We start from the raw sequence: 17,661 nt of genomic DNA on the forward strand, positions 1-17,661 counted from the left end.
CCGTCATGATCCGCACGGTTCATGGGCGGTTACCACTCTCCGGTGGTGTTTCGGCGCCGTCAACGGCTTCTCGGAAGACGGTTCACATCACCGCAACGGTGTGGCCTCCCGACGGGTCGGCGTGCCGGGAATGGTTCCTCCCGGTGTTCGCAATCCCTAGACTCCCCTCATGGGGGACAACCCGGGGGACAACTTTGTGGGGCTTGGGGTGCCTGAACTCGTACTCGAACTGAACGGTCGGACCTGGGCGCTCGATCCGGCCAGGTCGTACAGTCTCGGCCGGGACCCGCAGTCGGACGTCGTCCTCGACGACGCGCGGGTCTCCTGGCGGCACGCCACCATCCGGCGTGGCGAACGCGGTTGGGTCATCGAGGACCTGGGCAGCACCAACGGCACCTACGTCCAGGGCCAGCGCGTCCACGCCTACGACGTGGCCGCCGGGGCCACCGTCAGCCTCGGCAACGCCGCCGACGGCCCGCGCCTGAGCTTCAGCGGCGCCGCGGCCGGCGGTGACCTCTACAGCGCCGACACCGCGCTGGCGAACCCGCAGCAGGCCCACAAGTCCGGCCCGGCGGCGCAGTCGAGGCCGAACTCCGTGGCCCCGCCGCGGCAGGGCGGCTGGGGGAACGGGTCGTCGGCCGCCCACGTGCCGCAGCCGTCCCCGCGGCCCGACGGGCGGACGCCGCAGGCGCACATCCCGGCCCCGCACGGGCCGTCCGGCGGCGCCGGAGCGCCGCCCGTCTACGGCGACCGCAGCCCGACCACCTTCCACCACCTGGTGCTCGGCCGCGTCATGAAGATCGGCCGCGCCCTGGAGAACGACCTGGTCGTCTCCGACCTTCAGGTCTCCCGCTTCCACGCGGAGTTCCGGGCGCACCCCGACGGCCGCTACGAGATCGTCGACCTCGGCAGCCACAACGGCACGTACGTCAACGGCCAGCCCATACAGCGTCATCTGCTGGGCCCCAACGACATCGTGGGCGTCGGCCACTCCACCTTCCGGCTCGTCGGCGACCAGCTGGAGGAGTTCGTCGACACCGGCGAGATCTCCTTCTCCGCCCGCCGGCTGACGGTGAAGGTGCCGCAGGGCAGCGGCACCAAGACGATCCTCAACGACGTCTCCTTCGGCGTCCCCGAGAAGTCGCTGGTCGCCGTCATCGGCCCCTCCGGCTCCGGCAAGTCGACGCTGCTGCGCGCCCTGACCGGCTACCGGCCGGCCGAGGAGGGCGAGGTGCTGTACGACAGCCGCAACCTCTACAAGCAGTTCGCGGAGCTGCGGCAGCGCATCGGCCTCGTCCCGCAGGACGACATCCTGCACAAGGAACTGACGATCCGCAGAGCCCTGCGCTACGCGGCCAAGCTCCGCTTCCCCGGCGACACCAAGGCCGCCGAGCGCGAGGCCCGCATCGACGAGGTGCTGCGCGAGCTCAAGCTCGACGTCCACGCCGACAAGCGGGTCACCTCGCTCTCCGGCGGTCAGCGCAAGCGCGTCTCGGTCGCCCTGGAGCTGCTGACCAAGCCCTCGCTGATCTTCCTGGACGAGCCCACCTCCGGCCTCGACCCGGGCATGGACCGGGACGTCATGAAGCTGCTGCGCGGCCTCGCCGACGACGGCCGCACCGTGCTCGTCGTGACCCACTCGGTGGCCGAACTCGCCCTGTGCGACAAGCTGCTGGTGATGGCGCCGGGCGGCGCCGTGGCCTACTTCGGCCCGCCCGAGGAGGCGCTGAACTTCTTCGGCTACGAAACCTGGGCCGACGTCTTCTCCGCCTTCGAGAACTACCGCGACTACGACTGGTCCGGGCGCTGGCGCGGCTCCCAGCACTACCAGATCTACGCCGCGGACCTGGACGCGGTCGCCCCGCAGTCCGTAGGCGCGGCCCCGCAGCGGGCCAAGCCGCCCAAGCCGCAGAGCTGGCCGGCGCAGTTCGTCACCCTCGTCCGCCGCTACCTGTCGGTGATCGCCTCCGACAAGGGCTTCATGGCGCTGATGGTGATCCTCCCGGCCGTCCTCGGCCTGGTGAGCGTGGTGATCCCGGCGAAGTTCGGCCTGGCGCCGCCGGACGAGGCGGGCAAGTTCAACACCGACGCGGGCACCATCATGCTGATCATCGCGGTGGGCGCCTGCTTCTCGGGCGCGGCCAACTCGGTCCGCGAGCTGATCAAGGAACGCGTGATCTACGAACGGGAACGCGCCACCGGCCTGTCCCGCTCCGCGTACCTGCTCTCCAAGGTCTTCGTGCTCGGCCTGATCAGCGCCCTGCAGGGCGTCATCATCTGCGCCATCGGGCTGTCGGCGCGCAAGCTCCCCGAAGAGGGCCTGATCGTCAAGGGCTTCCCGGCCGCGGAGATCACCCTGGTGGTCATCGCGCTGGGCTTCACCTCGATGATGTTCGGCCTGGTCATCTCCTCGCTGGTGAAGACCGCCGAGAAGACCATGCCGCTGCTGGTGATGTTCGCGATCGTCCAGGTCGTCTTCACCGGCGTCCTGTTCCAGATCTTCGGCACCGTCGGCCTGGAGCAGGTCGCCTGGCTCATGCCGTCCCGCTGGGCCGTCGGCGCCGCCGGCGCCACCCTCGACCTCGGCCACATCATGCCGCCGTGGGACCCGGCCAAGCCCGACAACCTGGACCCGCTGTGGGAGCACACCGCGAGCCAGTGGGGCTTCGACATGGGGATCCTGCTCGGCATCGCCCTCGTCTGCGGCATCCTCGTGCTGCGCCTGCTGCGCCGCCACGAGCCGGAGGTCATGCGCAAGTAGCGGCCCCCGCGTACGACAACGGAAGGCGGCGGCTCCCCAGGAGGGGAACCGCCGCCTTCCGCACGTCCGCGCGGCCCGCGCCGGACGGCTCAGTACCAGTGGTTGGCCTGCCAGAACGACCAGGCGCCGCACGGGCTGCCGTAGCGCCCGTTCATGTAGTCGAGGCCCCACCTGATCTGCGTGGCCGCATTGGTGCGCCAGTCGGCGCCCGCGGAGGCCATCTTGGAGCCCGGCAGCGCCTGGACCAGGCCGTACGCACCGGAGGAGGGGTTGACCGCGTACGGGTTCCAGGTGCTCTCGTGCATCACGATGTTGGCGAAGCACTCGAACTGCGCCGCGTCGCCGATGATCTGCCGCGCCATCTGCTGCGGGGTGCCGGAGGGCGCCGCAGGCGCCTTCGGGGCGGCCGCGCGCGGAGCGGGGGCCGAGGCCTCGTGCCGCTGCTGCGGGACGAGGGCCTCGCGCTCGTGGCTGCGGTTGGCGGCGGCCCGGCGCTCGCGCGCCTCCCGAACGGCCTCGCGCGCACGCTCGTCCGCCTGGTGCTTGCGCTCGGCGGCCAGGTGCGCGACGTGGGCCGCGTGCCGCCCGGCGAGCACCTTGCGGTGCGCGACGTGGGCGACGTGCGCGGCGTGCCGCTCGGCCGCGGCGGCCCGGGCCTGCGGGGAGACCTGCTCCGACGCCTTACCGGTGGCCTGCGCCGTCCCGCTGGTCCCGGTCACACCGGTGATGGCCAGGACGCCCACACCGGCCGCGGCGATGCCGGCGGCGGAGTACTTGTGGGCCTTGGTCAGACGGTCGAACTTCGGGATCGTCGGGAGCTGCATGGGGGAGTGACCTCTTCCATTCGGCTGCGCCCCACTCCGCCCTCGGGCAAGGAGAAGCGCCGTGCGTCGAACACGGCGCGGAGCGACCCGAGCATTCTTAGCCGCGGGAAATTCCCCGACCAAACCCGTGCATTACTACCCGAAGTCGTAGCGACCGGACCGACGGAGCACGGCACACGCCGTGCTCCCTGCCGATCCGGCCGCCCCGGCCCCTACTACGCGCCTTCGTACGTGACGTACGCCCTATGCGCCGCCTCACAGACGCGTGGCCCACCGCGACCGCCCGGCGACGCCTGGTGCCCCGCGCGGGCCCGTCAGGGCAGCAGCAGGTTGACGTCCCCGAACTCGTGCCAGAGGTCACGCGCCCCCACCGCCGCGTCGTAGACCCGCCCCAGCAGCTCCCGGCCGGCGACCGCCTCCAGCATCAGCACATGCGAGGCCGCCGGGTCGTGCAGCCCCGTGAGGAGGCCGTCCACCGCCCGCACGCCCCGCTCCGGCGTGACCACCAGGTCCGTCCAGCCGCCCGCCGCCGCGACCCGCCCCCGCGCGTCGGCCGCCGTCTCCAGGGCGCGCACCGCGGTGGTGCCCACCGCCACGACCCGCCCGCCGCCCGCCCGGGCGGCGTTCACCAGCCACGCGGTGCTCTCCGGCACCGAGAAGCGCTCCGGGTACGGCGGCTCGTGCGCCTCGCCGGAGGACACCCCGGTGTGCAGCACCACCGGCGCGATCTGCACCCCCCGGCTCACCAGCGCCGTGACCAGCCCGTCCGTGAAGGGGCGGGCCGCGCTGGGCATCTCCGCCGAGCCGAGACCGCCCGCCGACGGCACCGAGAACACCGTCCGGTACGCCGCCACCGGCTGGTCCCGCTCGGTGTACGCGTACCGGATCGGCCGCCCGTGCCGGCGCAGGAAGCCGGCCGCGTCCGCCGCCGACGCCCGCGCCACCCACAGCCGCTCCCCGCGGGGGCTCAGCGGTTCCTGCAGCACCAGCCGCTCGCCGCCGGGCAGCGCCACCGCCACCCCCGCCGGACCGCCCGCGCGCGGCCGGGTCGTGCCCCGCCCGTCGGGCGTCCGCAGCTCCACCACCCACCGCCCGTCGTCCAGCAGCCCCGAGAAGTGCACCACCACGGCGGACTCCCCGAGCGTGGCGTCCACCGCCGCCGGGAGCGTCGCGGAGGTGTTCACCACCAGCACGTCCCCGGCCCGCAGCAGCTGCGGCAGGTCACCGAAGGAGTGGTGCGCGACCTCGCCCCGGGCCCGTCGGCCCACCAGCATCCGCACCCCGTCGCGGCCCGCCGCCCCGTCCGCGCGCTGCTCCACCGGCACCCGCGCCGCCAGCTCCGCCGGCACCCTCAGCGCGCCCAGCGCGGTCACCGCCCGGTCTCCAGCAGGGCCGGGGCGGCGTAGCGGCCACTGGCCGCGCCGCCGTCGATCAGGCCCAGCACGGCCGGCACCACGGACGCGGGCTCCGGGCGCGCGTCCGCGTCCGGGTCGCCGGGCACCGCCGCCGCGTACATCGCCGTCCTCATGTCGCCCGGGTCCAGCCACCACACCCGCAGCTCCGGCTCCTCCACCGCCAGCACCGCCGACAACCGCTCCAGCGCCGCCTTGCTCGCGCCGTACCCTCCCCACGTGCGGTACGCCTCGACGGCGGCGTCCGAGCTGATGTTGAGCACCGCCCCCCGCCGCCGGCGCAGCAGCGGCAGCGCCTCCTGCACCAGACCCAGCGCGGCCACGACGTTGGTCTCCAGCGCCTCCCGCAGCCCTTCCAGCGGATGCTCGGACAGCGGCCGCAGCGGCTCGGCGCCGAGCGCGCCGGCGTTGTTCACCAGCAGGTCCAGCCCGCCGAAGTCCCAGGCCGCCGAGACCAGCCCCACCCGGTGCCGCGGATCGGTGACGTCACCCGGCAGCGCCGCCACCCGGGCCCGGCCCGCCAGTTCCCGCTCCGCCTCCTCCAGCGCCCCGGCCGACCGCGCGTCGACCACCAGGTCCCAGCCCCGCTCCGCGAGCGCCCCGGCGAGGGCCCGTCCCAGTCCCCGCGACGCTCCCGTGATGATTGCCACCGGCATGACGTGTCCTCCCACCGGCCGCCCGGCCCGTCGCCCGGCGGCTGCCCCCACCGTAGGAACGCGCCCGCCCCCCGCACCTCGGCCGCCCGCAGCACCGGCGGAAGGAACTTCGCCCTAGGTCCGCGGACCGGGGGAGCTCGGTCAGCGGGCCGATCCCGCCGCCGTCACCCCGCCGGTACGGTGAGCACATGTCCAGCCGATCGTCCCGACGCGGCATCGAGGCGGTGAGCGCGGCCGTCCTCGCGATGAGCCGGCACCTGGAAGTGCGCGAGGTCCTGCAGACCATCGTCTCGTCCGCCCGCGAACTGCTCGAGGCCCAGTACGCGGCCCTGGGCGTGCCGGACGACCACGGCGGCTTCGCCCAGTTCGTCGTCGACGGCGTCAGCGACGAGCAGTGGAAGGCCATCGGCCCGCTGCCCCGGCAGCACGGCATCCTCGCCGCGATGCTCCACGAGGCCACCCCCCAGCGGCTGACCGACGTCAAGGGCGACCCCCGCTTCGGCGGCTGGCCGTCCGCCCACCCCGACATGGCCGAGTTCCTCGGCATGCCGGTGGTCGACGGCGACGAGATCCTGGGCGCCCTCTTCCTCGCCAACAAGCGCTGTGCCACCGGCCCCGCGCGGGACGGCCGCGGCTTCAGCGAGGAGGACGAGGAACTGCTGCGCACCCTGGCCGCGCACGCCGCCATCGCCCTCACCAACGCCCGCCTGTACGAGCGCAGCCGGGAGCTGACCCTCGCCGGGGAACGGGCCCGCATCGCCCACGAGTTGCACGACGCCGTCTCGCAGAAGCTGTTCTCGCTGCGGCTCACCGCCCAGGCGGCCTCCGCCCTGGTGGCCCGCGATCCCGAACGCGCCCGGGAGGAGCTGCGGCAGGTCGCCGCGCTCGCCGCCGAGGCAGCCGACGAACTGCGCGCGGTCGTGGTGGAGCTGCGCCCCGCCGCGCTCGACGAGGACGGCCTGCTGGCCACCCTGCGCACCCAGGTCGACGTCCTGGACCGCGCGCACTCGGCGCACATCTCCTTCGGCCACCGCCACGTACGAGCCCTGCCCGCCGCCCAGGAGGAGGCGGTGCTGCGGGTCGCCCAGGAGGCCCTGCACAACGCGCTGCGCCACGCGGACGCCGCCACGGTGACGGTGCGCCTGGAGGGCCGGGGCAGGGGAGCGGTGCTCACGGTGCGCGACGACGGGCGCGGCTTCGACCCGTCCGCGGTGCGCCGGGCCGGCCGACACCTGGGACTGGTCTCCATGCGGGACCGGGCCGACGGGGTCGGCGGCGGACTGACGGTGGACTCGGCGCCCGGCAGGGGCACCGTGATCGAGATGGAGGTGCCCGGTGGCTGACGGCCCCATTCGCGTCCTGCTGGTCGACGACCACCAGGTGGTCCGCCGCGGCCTGCGGACCTTCCTGGAGGTGCAGCCCGACATCGAGGTGGTGGGCGAGGCCGGGGACGGCGAGGAAGGCGTCGAGCGCGCCGGCGAACTCGCCCCCGACGTGATCCTCATGGACGTCCGCATGCCCGGCGTCGACGGCATCGAGGCCCTGCGGCGGCTGCGCGACAACGGCAGCAAGGCCCGCGTGCTGGTCGTCACCAGCTTCACCGAGCAGCGCACCGTCGTCCCGGCGCTGCGCGCGGGCGCGGCCGGCTACGTCTACAAGGACGTGGACCCGGACGCCCTGGCCGGCGCGATCCGCTCGGTGTACGCCGGACACGTGCTGCTGCAGCAGGAGGTCGCCGAGGCCCTGCTCTCCCAGGAGGACTCCACCCCCGGCCAGGGCCGCGGGGGCACCCTCACCGAACGCGAGCGCGAGGTGCTGTCCCTGATCGCCGAGGGCCGCTCCAACCGGGAGATCGCCCGTGCCCTGGTGCTCTCGGAGAAGACCGTGAAGACCCACGTGTCGAACATCCTGATGAAGCTGGACCTCTCCGACCGCACCCAGGCGGCCCTGTGGGCGGTCCGGCACGGTATCGGGAGCTGAACGAGGGCGGCCGACGACGCGGCGAAGGACCACCGACGCAGAAGGCCACCGATACAGAGGGCCACCGCCGCGAAAGCCGGGGCGCTTAGCGGTAGGACAAGCGGATCGTCTCGGTCCGGAGTGAGATTCATACCGTCGGGTGTATGTCGCCCGGATGGCGCAACCTGGCCGGGCGTGGGCCGTTCTCCATGGCGTGCTGCGGCGACTGCCGCGGCACCCATGCAAGGAGGGTCAAGAACGTGAAGAACCTGCACAAGGCCGCCGCCGTCGCCATGGTCGCCGGAAGCCTCGCCATGGTCGGCGCGGGTGCCGCCTCCGCCCACACCGGTGGCGCCCAGGCCCACGGTGGCGCGAAGAACAGCCCCGGTGTGGTCTCGGGCAACGTCATCCAGGTCCCGGTGCACGTCCCGGTGAACGTCTGCGGCAACACCATCAGCGTGATCGGTCTGCTGAACCCGGCCATCGGGAACGTCTGCGTCAACCGCTGACCCAGGACGTCACCTCCCACGGCAAGGCCGTGACCACCGGCCCCGGAGCGCTCCGCCGCCCCGGGGCCGGTCCGTTCGTGCGGCCCACGGCGCCTTCCCGCACGACGGGCGGCACACGCCGGTACGACACGCGGATTCCGCCGTACGGAGGTTTCCGGCGCCCTTCCCGTGTCAACGCCCCGGGCTCCGCGTTCCTCACAGTGCGGCTCCTCGAACCGGGCCGTGCCATCACAGGAGGAACAGTTTCATGAACAGCGCCAAGAAGGCCGCCCTGATCATCGCCGCCGCCGGTGCGGCCGCCGCCGGTTCGGCCGGTACCGCGCTCGCCGACTCCCACGCGGGCGCCGTGGCCGCCGGGTCGCCCGGTGTGATCTCCGGCAACGTGATCCAGGTTCCGGTGAACATCCCGGTCAACCTCTGCGGCAACACCATCGACGCCGTCGGCATCCTCAACCCGGCCGTCGGCAACGTCTGCTTCAACAACTGACGTGCGCGGAAGGCCCCGCGGACAGCGTCGTCCGCGGGGCCTTCTCCCGTCCCCGGCCGGTCTCAGCCCCGGCGCCGCTCCGTCTCCTCGACGTACGCGTTGTACGCCGCCACCTGCGCCCGCCGCGCCGTGCGCTCCACCGGCCGCAGCAACTCCGCCCGGGCGGCGATCTCCGAGGCGCTGACCGCCGCCCCGTGCCCGGCCCCCGCACCGGTCGCGATCCCGATCAGCGCGCCCACCCGCTGGGCCAGTTCCAGCACCCGCACCGCCCGCGGCGGATACCCCGGCGCCAGCACCTCGCGCCCACGCGCCGCCCGCGCCCGGTACGCCTCCAGAGCCGCCTGCGCCGTCGGCCCCGCGCCGGCCACGTCCAGCCGCGCCAGCGCCTCCGTGGCGTCCCGCAACGCCTCGGCGAGCTCCCGCTCCGCCTCCCCCAGCGAGGGCACGTCCGCCGGCGGCGCGTCCCGCACCTCCAGGCAGTGCCACTCCACCGACACGTGCACGTCGCCCCGCGGCCCGGCCTCCGTGACCTCCGGAACCAGCCCGACGGCCGGCCCGCCCACGGCGATGACCGCCTCGCCCGCCGCCAGCGCCCGCGCGTTGAACTCCGGCGGCCCGCTGAGCCCGAGCGGGTGCCCCGGCACCGGCAGCGCGATCCGCAGCCCGCGCACACCGAGCGCGCGCAGCCGCCCCAGCCCCAGCGTCAGCCCCACCGGGCCCTCCTCGCCGGGGAGTCCGGAGACCCGGTGCACCGAGTCGTCGGCGAGCACTTCCTGAGCGGCGTCATCCGGCGCGGCAAGTCCGGCAATCAGGGCATTTCCCCAGGCGGCCAGCCGTCCTGAGCGAGGTTCGTCGAGCATCCCCCCAGCCTAAGGACTGGGGCGGCCCGGGCGTGGCGTAGATTTCCTTGGGGGCGGCGCCTACAGGTGCTCGCGACGGCAGACGTGCGATCGGGAAGTGGGAGACAACACGCTCATGAGCGATGTTCTGGAGCTGGTGGACGTATCCGTGGTCCGAGACGGCCGGGCTCTGGTGGACCAGGTCTCCTGGTCGGTCGCCGAGGGCGAGCGGTGGGTCATCCTCGGCCCCAACGGCGCCGGCAAGACGACGTTGCTGAACATCGCCTCGAGCTACCTCTTCCCCACCTCCGGCACCGTCCAGATCCTCGGCGAGAAGATGGGCGGCGTCGACGTCTTCGAACTGCGCCCCCGCATCGGCATCGCGGGCGTCGCCCTGGCCGAGAAGCTGCCGCGCAAGCAGACCGTCCTGGAGACCGTCCTCACCGCCGCGTACGGCATGACCGCGCACTGGCAGGAGAGCTACGAGCAGGTCGACGAGGACCGCGCCCGCGCCTTCCTCGACCGCCTCGGCATGAGCGACTACCTCGACCGCAGGTTCGGCACCCTCTCCGAGGGCGAGCGCAAGCGCACCCTCATCGCCCGCGCCATGATGACCGACCCCGAGCTGCTCCTGCTCGACGAGCCCGCCGCCGGCCTCGACCTGGGCGGCCGCGAGGACCTCGTCCGCCGCCTGGGACGGCTCGCCCGCGACCCGATCGCCCCCTCCATGGTGATGGTCACCCACCACGTCGAGGAGATCGCCCCGGGCTTCACCCACGTCCTGATGATCCGCCAGGGCAAGGTGGTCGCCGCCGGCCCCATGGAGACCGAGCTCAGCTCCCGCAACCTCTCCCTCTGCTTCGGCCTCCCGCTCGTCGTCGAGCGCCGCGGCGACCGCTGGACCGCCAACGGCCTGCCCCTGAAGTGACCTTCCCCGGGTGACCCCCGGCGCGACCGGTGACGTCACCCCGCGAACCGACCCACCGAGGACACCCGCGCACCCGGTCCCACGACGAAAGCGCCCGGCAGAGCCGTCGCACCCTGTCACAGATCCACTGCGGGCCCCTACCATGGGCCTGTGGACGACTGGTTGTGGTGGCTGATCGCCGCCGTGGGGCTGGGTATTCCGCTCGTGGTGACCGCGATGCCCGAGTTCGGGATGTTCGCGGTCGGAGCCGTCGCCGCCGCTGTCGCGGCCGGCCTCGGCCTCGGCATCACCGGACAGGTGCTGGTCTTCGTCATCGTCTCGGTCGCGGGCATCGCCGTCGTACGCCCGCTGGCCAACAGGAGTCGCGCGCAGCGCCCGGAGCTGCGCAGCGGCATCGACGCGCTCAAGGGCCGCCAGGCCGTCGTCCTCGAACGGGTGGACGGGCACGGCGGCCGGATCAAGCTCAACGGCGAGGTCTGGTCGGCCCGCGCCCTCGACACGGGACGGGCCTTCGAACCCGGCGAGAGCGTGGACGTCGTCGAGATCCAGGGCGCGACGGCCGTCGTGATGTGACCCTGCGCGCCCCGCACCCGAGACGGCACGGGAATTCGCCGAACCCGGCCCGCCTCCCCGCGGGGTCTGCCAGACTTGATCATGTCTTCGTACAGGTAGGCACAGGCAAACGGCGTGGGAGTGGACGTGCAGCCGATCATCATCGTCCTGATCATCCTGGTGGTGCTCGTCTTCATCGCGCTCATCAAGACGGTCCAGGTCATCCCGCAGGCCAGCGCCGCGATCGTCGAGCGCTTCGGCCGCTACACCAGGACCCTGAGCGCGGGCCTCAACATCGTGGTCCCGTTCATCGACACCATCCGCAACCGCATCGACCTGCGCGAACAGGTCGTGCCGTTCCCGCCGCAGCCGGTGATCACCCAGGACAACCTGGTCGTCAACATCGACACCGTCATCTACTACCAGGTCACCGACGCGCGGGCCGCCACCTACGAGGTCGCCAGCTACATCCAGGCGATCGAGCAGCTCACCGTCACCACCCTCCGCAACATCATCGGCGGCATGGACCTGGAACGGACCCTGACCTCCCGCGAGGAGATCAACGCGGCCCTGCGCGGCGTCCTCGACGAGGCCACCGGCAAGTGGGGCATCCGCGTCAACCGCGTCGAGCTCAAGGCCATCGAGCCGCCCACCTCCATCCAGGACTCGATGGAGAAGCAGATGCGCGCCGACCGCGACAAGCGCGCCGCCATCCTCACCGCGGAGGGCATCCGGCAGTCCCAGATCCTCACCGCCGAGGGCGAGAAGCAGTCCGCGATCCTGCGCGCCGAGGGCGAGGCCAAGGCCGCCGCCCTCAAGGCCGAGGGCGAGGCCCAGGCCATCCGCACCGTCTTCGAGTCCATCCACGCGGGCGACCCCGACCAGAAGCTGCTCGCCTACCAGTACCTGCAGATGCTCCCCAAGATCGCCGAGGGCGACGCCAACAAGCTCTGGATCATCCCCAGCGAACTCAACGACGCCCTCAAGGGCCTCGGCGGCATCGTCAACCTCCCCGGCGCCCCCGGCAGCGGCCCCGGCAACGCCGAGACCGGCACCCGCCGCGAGACCCCCCGGCTCGACAAGGACTGAGCACCGCGGCCACCACCGCGAACGCGTATGACATGATCCGTGCGCTCCGGCTCCCCCCGGTCCCGTCGGGGGGAGAGGAGCCGCACCGACCATGGAGACGCCTATGACCTACTGGGAAGCCCTGGCCGTGTTCGCCGCCGGAATCGGCGCCGGCACCATCAACACCGTCGTCGGATCGGGCACGCTCATCACCTTCCCCGTCCTGCTCGCCGTGGGGCTGCCCCCCGTCACCGCCAACGTGTCCAACACCCTGGGACTCGTCCCCGGCTCCGTCAGCGGTGCCATCGGCTACCGGCGCGAACTCGCCGGGCAACGCCCCCGCCTGCTGCGGCTGGGCGCCGCCGCCCTCATCGGCGGACTCATCGGGGCCTTCCTGCTGCTGACCCTGCCCTCCGAGGCCTTCGACACGATCGTGCCGGTCCTCATCGGAGTCGCCCTCGTCCTCGTCGTCGTCCAGCCCCGGCTCTCCCGGGCCCTCCAGGCCCGCCGCTCCGGCAACGGCACCCACGTCCCCGAGCACGGCGGCCCCGCCCTGATCGGCGGACTCCTCGTCGCCAGCATGTACGGCGGCTACTTCGGCGCCGCCCAGGGAGTCGTCTACCTCTCCCTGATGGGCGTCCTCCTCGAGGAGTCCTGGCAGCGGATCAACGCCGCGAAGAACGTCCTCGCGCTCACGGTCAACGGCGTCGCCGCGCTGTTCTTCCTCTTCGTCGCCGACTTCGACTGGACCGCCGTCGCGCTCATCGCCGCCGGCGCCGCCCTCGGCGGCGTCCTCGGCGCCCGCATCGGCCGGGGCCTGCCGCCCGTCGCCCTGCGCGCAGTCATCGTCGTCGTCGGCCTCGTGGCGATCGCCCAGCTCCTGCTGAAGTAGCCGGACGACCGCCCGGGCCCCGGACGGTGCTCAGGCCGGCAGCGCGATCCAGCCCGGCACGCCCTCACGGTCCTTCAGACCCAGCGCCAGCAGCAACGCGTCCGCCGGGGTCGGCTCGAACGGCTGGGTCAGCAGCCGCATCCCCGCCTGCTCCGGCGTACGGTCCGCCTTGCGGTGGTTGTCCTCCGCGCACGACGCCACCGTGTTCAGCCATGTGTCCCCGCCACCGCGCGACCGCGGCAGCACGTGGTCCACGGTCGTCGCCCTCCGGCCGCAGTACGCGCACCGGTGCCGGTCCCTGACCAGCACACCCCGCCGCGACCACGCGGCCCGTTGTCGGAAGGGCACCCTCACGTACCTGCAGAGCCTGATCACCTGCGGCACCGGCACCTCCACCGCCGCCGCGCGGATCCGCAGCCCGGGATGAGCCTGCTCGACCACGGCCTTGTCCTGCATCACCAGCACCACCGCACGCCGCAGCGACACAGTCGACAGCGGCTCGAAGGTCGCATTCAGCACCAGCGTCTCACGCACGTCGCCCACCCCTCGGGTCCGTCCCCGCCCCGTGGCGAGGTGGCTCCACTGTGACCGGGCCATACCCGCGCGGACAACGCAATTTCCGCACGTCAAAGCGAACAGGAGGAAACAGGGAACGAAACGGTGGCCCCCGCCCGGGGCCGGCCACCCCGGGCGCCCTCCCCCGTGGGGCCCGGGCGCCCGGAGCGCGGCGATCGGCGTGGACACCCGGGCGCATGACCGGGCTCCGGCGGACGGCAGGCGGATCGCGCGGCGAGAACCGCACAACGCGAACGCCCCGCCGCCCCCGCCACTGCGGTGCCGACCCCCGGTGACGGTCAGGTCACCAGGCAGACACCACAGTGCGATGCGGGAGCGCCGGGGCGCAACGGAATTTCGGGCCCCCGGCCGCGGCCGGGGGCGCCACCGCTACTGCGGGTTCTCGTACTCGCCGATCAGGTTGGCCCGTGCGATCGCGTGGAACCGCAGGTTGAAGCCGACCACGGCGGGCGACACGTCCCCGTCCGGACCCAGCTTCTCCTGGTCCACGGCGTACACGGTGAAGACGTACCGGTGCGGCCCGTCCCCGGGCGGCGGCGCCGCACCGCCGAAGTCCTTGCTGCCGTAGTCGTTGCGTACGTGCACCGCACCCTCGGGCAGCCCCTTGAACCCCTCGCTGCCGGCGCCCGCGGGCAGCTCCGTCACCGACGCCGGGATGTCGAAGAGCACCCAGTGCCAGAAACCGCTGCCCGTGGGCGCGTCGGGGTCGTAACACGTGACGGCGAAGCTCCCTGTTCCCTCGGGAAAGCCCTCCCACCGCAGGTGCGGCGAGACGTTGCCCTCGGCGTAGACCTGGGCGTCCTTCAGCGTGCCACCCGGCTCGATGTCGTCGCTCACCACCGTGAACGACGCCACCGGCGGGTGGAAGTCGTGGGGGAGCGGCCGCCGCTTCTGCTCGGTCACCTCGGTACCTCCTGCTGATCGCGAAACGCGCTTCCGCCCGCCGATACTAGAACCAGTTGCGCTTGCCGCCGACCTCGGCCAGCCACTGGTTGAGGTACCCCGCCCAGTCGGTCGTGTGGAAGTTGTTCAGGTCCACCGTGAACGAACGGAAGGCGTCGCTGCCCTCGCTGAACAGCCCCGGCTTCTTGTCCATCTCCAGGACGACGTCCATCTCGTGCCCGTCGGAGACGAAGCTCAGCTCCACCTGGTTCAGCCCGCGGTACTGCTGCGGCGCGAAGAACTCGATCTCCTGGTAGAACGGCAGCCGCTGCCGCGTGTTGCGGATGTGGCCCCGCTCCAGGTCCGCGTTCTTGAAGCCGAAGCCCAGCTGGCCGAACGCGTCGAGGATCGCCTGCTGCGCCGGCACCGGGTGCACGTTGATCGGGTCGAGGTCACCGGAGTCCACCGCACGGGCGATCGCCAGCTCCGTCGTCACCCCGACGTTCATCCCGGTCAGGTGACGCCCCAGGAACGTCGTGATCGGGGTCTCCCACGGGATCTCCAGCCCGAACGGCACCACGTGCACCGCACCCGGCTGCACCTCGAACGCCCCGCCCAGCTGCTGCCGGTGGAACTCGATGTCCTGCTTGTACTCGGTGTCCTGCCCCTCGACCTCGACGCGGGCCTGCAGGCCCACCGACAGCCCCTCGATCTGCTGCGGCACCGAGCCGCCCTGGATCCTCACCTCGCCCTGGACGACCCCGCCCGGGACGACGTTCGGCTCGTTGAGCACCGTCTCCACCGACGCGCCACCGGCGCCCAAGCTCGCAAGCAGCTTCTTGAAGCCCACGATGTCCCTCTCCCTTTACTGGCGGTTGCCTCGGTCATTACGAACGCGGCCCCACCCCGAACGGTTCCATTACTCTCGTACCGCATGATCCCCCCTCCGGAAAGCACCCCTCTCCCCAGGTCCTTCTTCGACCGCCCGGTGCTGGAGGTGGCCCCCGACCTCCTGGGGCGAACCCTCGTACGCACGACGGACGACGGCCCCGTCGCGCTCAGACTGACCGAGGTCGAGGCCTACGCAGGCCCCCTCGACCCCGGCTCCCACGCCTACCGCGGCCGCACCGACCGCAACGCCGTCATGTTCGGTCCGCCCGGCCACGCTTACGTTTACTTCACGTACGGAATGTGGCACTGCATGAACATCGTCTGCGGCCCGGAGGGCAATCCCAGCGGGATCCTGCTGCGCGGCGGTGACGTCATCGAGGGCGCCGACCTCGCCCGCGCGCGCCGGGTCACCTCACGGCGCCCCCACGACCTCGCCCAGGGCCCGGCCCGCCTCGCCACGGCCCTCGACATCGACCGCGCCCTCAACGGTGCCGACGTCTGCCCCGACGACTCCGCCGACTCCCCCTTCCGTGTCCTCACCGGAACCCCGCCCGACCCCTCCGCCGTCCGCACCGGGCCGCGCACCGGCGTCGGCGGCGACGGCGCGGCCCACCCGTGGCGCTTCTGGATCGACGGCGACCCCAGCGTCAGCCCGTACCGTGCCCACGCACCGCGCCGTCGCGCCCCGGGGGGCGCAAAAGGAGTCGAGCGGAACGCGTAGTCTCGGAAAGACTCCGTACGACCGGGTACGAGGCATCGAACGACACCAGGAGGCACGAGAACCGTGACGGACATCGTCGACGAGCTGCGGTGGCGAGGGCTGATCGCCGTTTCCACCGACGAGGACGCACTGCGCAAGGCGTTCGCGGACGGCCCGGTCACGGTCTATTGCGGCTTCGACCCCACCGCCCCCAGCCTCCACCTCGGCAACCTGGTGCAGATCCTCACCATCCGCCGGCTCCAGCTGGCCGGCAACCGGCCGCTCGCCCTCGTCGGCGGCGCCACCGGTCTGATCGGCGACCCCAAGCCGACCGCCGAGCGGACGCTGAACGACGCCGACGTCGTCGCCGGGTGGGTGGAGCGGATCCGCGCCCAGATCGAGCCCTTCCTCTCCTTCGAGGGCCCGAACGCCGCCGTGATGGTCAACAACCTCGACTGGACCTCCGGCCTGTCGGCCATCGAGTTCCTGCGCGACGTGGGCAAGTACTTCCGGGTCAACAAGATGATCGCCAAGGAGGCCGTCGCCCGCCGGCTCAACTCCGAGGCCGGCATCAGCTACACGGAGTTCAGCTACCAGATCCTCCAGGGCATGGACTTCCTGGAGCTCCACCGCCGCTACGGCTGCACCATGCAGACCGGCGGCAGCGACCAGTGGGGCAACCTGACGGCCGGCATCGACCTGATCGGACGCGTCGAGGGCACCTCGGTGCACGCGCTCGCGACCCCGCTGATCACCAAGGCCGACGGCACGAAGTTCGGCAAGACGGAGTCCGGCACGGTCTGGCTCGACCCCGAGATGACCACGCCTTACGCCTTCTACCAGTTCTGGCTGAACGCCGACGACCGCGACGTGTCCAAGTTCCTGCGCATCTTCAGCTTCAAGTCGCAGGAGGAGATCGAGGAACTGGAGCGGCTCACCGAGGAACGTCCGCAGGCCCGCGCGGCCCAGCGCGCGCTCGCCGAGGAGCTCACCACCCTCGTCCACGGCGCCGAGCAGTGCGACGCCGTCATCGCCGCGTCCAAGGCACTTTTCGGCCAGGGCGAACTCGCCGGGCTCGACGAGCGGACCCTCGCCGCGGCCCTCGGCGAACTGCCGCACGCCAAGGTCGCCGAGCTGGCCTCCGTCGCGGACCTCTTCGCCGAAGTCGGGCTCGTGGCCAGCAAGTCCGCGGCCCGCCGCACCATCAAGGAGGGCGGCGCGTACGTGAACAACGTCAAGATCGGCGACGAGGACGCGAGCCCCGAGGCCTCCGACCTGCTGCACGGCCGCTGGCTCGTGCTGCGGCGCGGCAAGAAGAGCCTGGCGGCCGTCGAGGTCGCCGGCAGCTGACGTCGGCCGGATTCCCACGTTTGAGCGGCGGCGGAGCTTGACTCCGCCGCCGCGCTTGCGTAACGTAGCCCGAGCCGCTTGAGACGGTGCACCCGGTTCGTCCGGATCCTCCGATCGGCGGTCACTCACCACTACGACACCACCCCGAGATTCGGGCGCACATCCGTGCCCTCGAATTCCATTGGCGTGGAATCGGACGGCGAGTGGGGGACGAATTCGCAAGACGCGAAGGAATCCGCTAACGTAGTGAATGTCGCCGAGGCGGAAACGCCGAAAGTGAAACCCCCTCCAGAGGGTGGCAGAGAAGGAAATCGGATCTGCTAAGCTGGAGACAACGAAGGGAAAGCCCGGAGGGGCCGGTGAAACGGTCTCGAA

General features: G+C 72.3%; 18 protein-coding genes. 11 read left to right on the forward strand and 7 right to left on the reverse strand.

The features are described 5' to 3' along the window. Window positions 1–208 precede the first annotated feature (208 nt). On the forward strand, window positions 209–2,761 hold the full coding sequence (locus ACZ7MY_RS29190) for an FHA domain-containing protein (RefSeq protein WP_499606249.1): 2,553 nt from the start codon (window positions 209–211) through the stop codon (window positions 2,759–2,761). Window positions 2,762–2,850: 89 nt separating this feature from the next. On the opposite strand, the gene ACZ7MY_RS29195 is transcribed toward ACZ7MY_RS29190, so the two are convergent. From ACZ7MY_RS29195 to ACZ7MY_RS29205, 3 genes are all read right to left on the reverse strand, one after another. Continuing rightward, window positions 2,851–3,585 carry an aggregation-promoting factor C-terminal-like domain-containing protein gene (locus ACZ7MY_RS29195; protein ID WP_499606251.1) on the reverse strand — a complete coding sequence of 245 codons (735 nt, stop codon included), beginning with the start codon at window positions 3,583–3,585 and terminating at the stop codon, window positions 2,851–2,853. Window positions 3,586–3,899: 314 nt separating this feature from the next. Continuing rightward, window positions 3,900–4,958, reverse strand: a complete 1,059-nt coding sequence (locus ACZ7MY_RS29200; RefSeq protein ID WP_499606252.1) for an S-adenosylmethionine:tRNA ribosyltransferase-isomerase — start codon at window positions 4,956–4,958, stop codon at window positions 3,900–3,902. Continuing rightward, window positions 4,955–5,653: an SDR family NAD(P)-dependent oxidoreductase gene (locus ACZ7MY_RS29205; RefSeq protein ID WP_499606253.1), complete on the reverse strand. Its 699-nt coding sequence runs from the start codon at window positions 5,651–5,653 to the stop codon at window positions 4,955–4,957. Before ACZ7MY_RS29205 ends, ACZ7MY_RS29200 begins: the two co-directional genes overlap by 4 nt. A 188-nt stretch (window positions 5,654–5,841) precedes the next feature. Between ACZ7MY_RS29205 and ACZ7MY_RS29210 the strand changes: the two genes are divergently transcribed. From ACZ7MY_RS29210 to ACZ7MY_RS29225, 4 genes are all read left to right on the forward strand, one after another. Continuing rightward, the gene (locus tag ACZ7MY_RS29210) at window positions 5,842–6,996 is read left to right on the forward strand and encodes a GAF domain-containing sensor histidine kinase (RefSeq protein WP_499606254.1); all 1,155 of its coding nucleotides are present in this window, start codon (window positions 5,842–5,844) and stop codon (window positions 6,994–6,996) included. After that, on the forward strand, window positions 6,989–7,633 hold the full coding sequence (locus ACZ7MY_RS29215) for a response regulator (RefSeq protein WP_499606255.1): 645 nt from the start codon (window positions 6,989–6,991) through the stop codon (window positions 7,631–7,633). Before ACZ7MY_RS29210 ends, ACZ7MY_RS29215 begins: the two co-directional genes overlap by 8 nt. 239 nt (window positions 7,634–7,872) lie before the next feature. Continuing rightward, entirely contained in the window at window positions 7,873–8,121 is a 249-nt protein-coding gene (locus ACZ7MY_RS29220) for a chaplin (protein ID WP_361795778.1), read from the forward strand. 247 nt (window positions 8,122–8,368) lie between these two features. Further along, window positions 8,369–8,608, forward strand: a complete 240-nt coding sequence (locus ACZ7MY_RS29225) for a chaplin (protein WP_499606256.1) — start codon at window positions 8,369–8,371, stop codon at window positions 8,606–8,608. 62 nt (window positions 8,609–8,670) lie between these two features. On the opposite strand, the gene ACZ7MY_RS29230 is transcribed toward ACZ7MY_RS29225, so the two are convergent. Then, complete coding sequence (locus ACZ7MY_RS29230; protein ID WP_499606258.1) at window positions 8,671–9,468, reverse strand: Rv1486c family protein; 798 nt, start codon at window positions 9,466–9,468, stop codon at window positions 8,671–8,673. Between the two features lie 115 nt (window positions 9,469–9,583). Between ACZ7MY_RS29230 and ACZ7MY_RS29235 the strand changes: the two genes are divergently transcribed. The 4 genes from ACZ7MY_RS29235 (at window position 9,584) to ACZ7MY_RS29250 (ending at window position 12,887) form a co-directional block, all read left to right on the forward strand. Then, window positions 9,584–10,375, forward strand: coding sequence for an ABC transporter ATP-binding protein (locus ACZ7MY_RS29235; protein WP_499606259.1), 792 nt, complete (start codon window positions 9,584–9,586; stop codon window positions 10,373–10,375). Between the two features lie 162 nt (window positions 10,376–10,537). Beyond that, window positions 10,538–10,948 (forward strand): NfeD family protein, encoded by a 411-nt coding sequence (locus tag ACZ7MY_RS29240; RefSeq protein WP_499606282.1) that lies wholly within the window; start codon window positions 10,538–10,540, stop codon window positions 10,946–10,948. A gap of 126 nt (window positions 10,949–11,074) precedes the next feature. Beyond that, window positions 11,075–12,016 (forward strand): SPFH domain-containing protein, encoded by a 942-nt coding sequence (locus ACZ7MY_RS29245; RefSeq protein ID WP_499606260.1) that lies wholly within the window; start codon window positions 11,075–11,077, stop codon window positions 12,014–12,016. A gap of 103 nt (window positions 12,017–12,119) precedes the next feature. Next, on the forward strand, window positions 12,120–12,887 hold the full coding sequence (locus ACZ7MY_RS29250; protein ID WP_499606261.1) for a sulfite exporter TauE/SafE family protein: 768 nt from the start codon (window positions 12,120–12,122) through the stop codon (window positions 12,885–12,887). A gap of 30 nt (window positions 12,888–12,917) precedes the next feature. Here ACZ7MY_RS29250 and ACZ7MY_RS29255 read toward each other — a convergent pair whose 3' ends face one another. The 3 genes from ACZ7MY_RS29255 to ACZ7MY_RS29265 all read right to left on the reverse strand — a co-directional run bounded on the left by ACZ7MY_RS29255 (window position 12,918) and on the right by ACZ7MY_RS29265 (window position 15,195). Then, window positions 12,918–13,421, reverse strand: coding sequence for an HNH endonuclease (locus ACZ7MY_RS29255; protein WP_499606262.1), 504 nt, complete (start codon window positions 13,419–13,421; stop codon window positions 12,918–12,920). Between the two features lie 411 nt (window positions 13,422–13,832). Beyond that, on the reverse strand, window positions 13,833–14,366 hold the full coding sequence (locus ACZ7MY_RS29260; protein WP_499606263.1) for a YbhB/YbcL family Raf kinase inhibitor-like protein: 534 nt from the start codon (window positions 14,364–14,366) through the stop codon (window positions 13,833–13,835). A 46-nt stretch (window positions 14,367–14,412) separates the two neighbouring features. Continuing rightward, window positions 14,413–15,195, reverse strand: coding sequence for a sporulation protein (locus ACZ7MY_RS29265; protein ID WP_499606264.1), 783 nt, complete (start codon window positions 15,193–15,195; stop codon window positions 14,413–14,415). Window positions 15,196–15,279: 84 nt separating this feature from the next. On the opposite strand from ACZ7MY_RS29265, the gene ACZ7MY_RS29270 reads away from it, so the two are divergent. Both ACZ7MY_RS29270 and tyrS read left to right on the forward strand, forming a co-directional pair. After that, a complete protein-coding gene (locus ACZ7MY_RS29270; RefSeq protein ID WP_499606265.1) occupies window positions 15,280–15,957 on the forward strand; it encodes a DNA-3-methyladenine glycosylase in 678 nt (225 codons plus the stop codon). Window positions 15,958–16,020: 63 nt separating this feature from the next. Further along, entirely contained in the window at window positions 16,021–17,286 is a 1,266-nt protein-coding gene (gene tyrS, locus ACZ7MY_RS29275; protein WP_499606266.1) for a tyrosine--tRNA ligase, read from the forward strand. Window positions 17,287–17,661 lie beyond the last annotated feature (375 nt).

This window comes from Streptomyces sp. NPDC111520, assembly GCF_055635295.1.